The organism is Streptomyces sp. NPDC007162, assembly GCF_040634175.1.
Classification (GTDB): domain Bacteria; phylum Actinomycetota; class Actinomycetes; order Streptomycetales; family Streptomycetaceae; genus Streptomyces.
The window spans coordinates 1-3,261 of record NZ_JBEYFC010000760.1; the positions used below are offsets into that span (position 1 = coordinate 1).

The window sequence follows — 3,261 nt, forward strand, 5'->3', positions numbered from 1 at the left end:
GCCGCCGCTGCACGGCCAGGTGATCACCTTGGTACCGGCGGACGTCTGGTTGTCGTACGCGTCCAGGCACATCTGGCTGCTGCCGCCGTAGACGGTCAGCTGGCCCGAGGAGGTGCGGGTCCACGTCTGGTTGGCGCCACCGCTGCAGTCCCAGATCTGCAGCTGTGTGCCCGCCGTGGTGGAGGAGTTCGGCACGTCCAGGCACTTGCCCGCGCCCACCGCGTGCAGCGCCCCGGTACTCGTCCCGCCCCCCGCGGAGGTGCCGTACCCGACCGCGGTGATGTTGGCCTGGACGGCGTTCTCCGTGGCGTCCGACGGATAGCCGGAGGTCATCACGCCCTCGTAGAAGGTGCCTTGGGCACCCTTGCTGTTGTCGCCTCCGGTGCCCAGGATGATGGCGCCCTGCTTGCGCATGGGGTTGTATCCCGAGACGTTGGGGCGTACTCCGTCGTAGAAGGTGGACAGGCCGCCGGACTGCGCGTTGCCGCCACGGATCGCCCAGTGGTTCGGGCCGCCCTTGATGATGGCGGTCGTGTAGCGGTAGTTGATGGTGGGGTCGTTGGCGTTGTAATGCTGGTTCACCCCGGAGAAGAGGCCGTTCTCCAGGTCGGCCATGATCCAGGGACCGTTGCCCGAACCGTAGCCCCACACCTTGATGTTGCCGAAGTAGATGGCCTCCATCGTGCCGTTGCCGTCGTCGTTGCTGTTCGTCTCGGCATTGCCGTAGTCGAAGCAGCAGCCGCCGTTGTAGTGCGTGCCGTCGAAGATCGCGTACATGCCCTCGGCGTTGTCCCCGGTGGCGATGCCGTTGGTGTGGTTGTTCCGGTACCCCGTGCCGGGCGCCACAAAGACGCCGTAGGCCTTGTGTCCGCCCACCGTGGTGGGCGCGGCGGTCGCGTTCGCGAGGTTGTCCGGGCCGCCCGCGGCTCCGCCGCCGGGTGCCTGGGTGAGGTTGTTGTTGCGGCCGGACTGGTCGTAGATGACCGTGATCAGGCAGGACGTCCCCGAGCAGAACGAGTCCTGGGCGGCGGCGTCGGCGTACCCGCCCGCGCTCAGGACCCCGATGTCACGGGTGGAGTTGTCCGAGGCGCGCCGGACCTGGTACAGCGGCCCGTTGTACGAGGCGTACAGCGCTCGGGTGGTGCTGTGCGCCGCCACACAGGGCGTGCCGCCCGCCGCGTAGATGTCACAGGGCCCGGACGTGGCGGCCCGAGCCGTGCCCGCCGTGGCCGTGGCGCCGGCCAGAGCGCCGACGACGAGCGCGGCTGCGGCTCCCGTCCGGGCGAACGTCAGCCACCGGGAACGGGCCGGGCCCGCCGCCGGGGGGAGATGTGTGCGAGGCGGCGCGTTCCGGGGCGCGCCTCGGTGGCGTAACGACGCGAGCAACCGCCCGACGCTGTCGCGTCCGGGCAGCAGACCGCGTCTCGTACGTGTGGTTCCCATCTGGACTCCCTACCGTGCCGGTGCGACCCGGTCGGGTCGCGGTGGTGGCGGTGGTTGCGGTGACACATGCCGGCGTGCCTGAGCGTGCCGTTGTGCAGGGGGATTGCCGGGAGATTTCGGGGCGGACGGTGTTGCCGGTCCCACAGAGCTGCCCAGGGCGGGCAGCCCCGCCCTGGGGACCGTGTGGCGGGCTTTGCTGCGGAATCGATTCGACTGCTGATTGACTCGGTTCGCAAGCTGTTGGGTGTCACGAAAAGTTGCGATGGAACGGCTCCGCACCGTGGGCAGGCCTCTTGCCGCGACGGAGCTGGTAATCGCGCGAGTGCGGCCGGTGGCCGATCACCGACCCTCCTGATGACCCTTCGTCACGCACCTGAGCAGGACCGTTTCCGAGTTGACCTGGATCACGGAGCGCCGGGCCGAACGCCATTCGCCGAAGCTGAGGCCACTGAACCGGGATTCGCACCGTTTGCGCTTCGCGACCGGCTCGCGCAACGCCGTCGTGAGTCGGGTCGAAGCGCTTTCGTCGAATCGGTTCGCCCTGAGCCCGGGAACGTCATAGGACCTGCAACGAACCCGCAGCCTCAGCCCATTGCGTACGAAACCGTACTTCCTGCCACTGTCCGAAACCTTACGGCTTCGCCGTCCTCGCCTGATGCGCCGCCAGGTGGTCGCAGGAGGGCCGTCAGGACGAATCCCGGACAATCAGCTCCGTACGGAGGATGACATGGCGCCAGGCCGGGTCTGCTCCTCCATCTCCTCCAGCAGCAGCCTGATCATGGCCCGCCCCATCTCCTCGAGCGGCTGACGCACCGTGGTCAGCCGCGGCTCGGTACGCCGGTCGAGGAGTTCCGCCATGGCACGACGACCGCTCTCCTCCGAGAAATCACTCTCCGCCACCCAGGACCGCGACCTCTTCAGGCCGGCCAGGGCCGGCGCATCCTCATCACCGCGCAGCCGGCACTGCGCGACGTACATGTCCAGTGGCCCCGTGATGGTGGCGACCGCTGTGCGGCCCTGCCGCAGAAGATGGGACACGGCGTCGCGGGCACCGCCCACGTTGTCCGCGTCGACGTAGCTGACGTACTCGTCGCCCGAGCGGCGCCCCAGCAGCACGGTCGGCAACCGGGCCTCGGCGAGCATGTCCGGCAGCCTGTCGTCCGCGTGCACCGACATCAGCAGGACCCCGTCGACCCGGCCGCCCCGCGCGTACTCCAGGAATCGCTGCCGCTCGACTTCCGAACGGACCAGAGTGCGCAGCAACTGCATCCCGGTGTCCGCGAGCGCGTCACCGAGCGAGCGGACGATGTCCGAGAAGAAAGGCTCCGCGAACTGCCTCCAGTCCGGCTCGGTCAGGACGAGGGCCACGGCGTCCGCACGCAGCCCGGCCAGTGTGCGGGCCGCGAGATTGGGCACGTACCCCAGTTCTTCGATGGCTCGCTGGACGGCCAGGCGTGTCGACTCCTTCACGCCGGCCGCGTTGTTGATGACCCGGGATACCGTGCCCCGTCCCACCCCGGCGTGGGCGGCCACCTCTTCCAGCGCCGGCGCTCCAGGTCGTCGCCTGGCCATGACCACCTCCCCCACCCGCGAGATCACCGATCTTACGGGCCGGAGGACCCGGGCACATGCTCTCCGCACATGATCGACCGGGCTCGGCGCGAAGGAGGTCGACAGCGGTGGCGCGCTCCGGCCGAGCCCGCCGGGCCCCGGGGAGATCGTGCACCATCGTCACCCGCTCGGACGCGGTGGCCAGTTCGTACGCGTGCTCCAGCGCCTCGGCCGACTCGATGAGCACGTGGATTCGGCCGGGATGGC

At 69.4% G+C, this 3,261-nt stretch carries 1 protein-coding gene and 1 pseudogene; both read right to left on the reverse strand.

Features of this window, described 5'->3' with window-relative positions; translation table 11 throughout:
* Positions 1-1,443, reverse strand: a 1,443-nt coding sequence (locus ABZ646_RS43470; protein ID WP_360532423.1) for an arabinofuranosidase catalytic domain-containing protein, incomplete at its 3' end; no start/stop codon positions are given.
* Positions 1,444-2,128: 685 nt separating this feature from the next.
* Positions 2,129-3,015: pseudogene (locus ABZ646_RS43475) on the reverse strand (LacI family DNA-binding transcriptional regulator).
* Between the last annotated feature and the right edge of the window lie 246 nt (positions 3,016-3,261).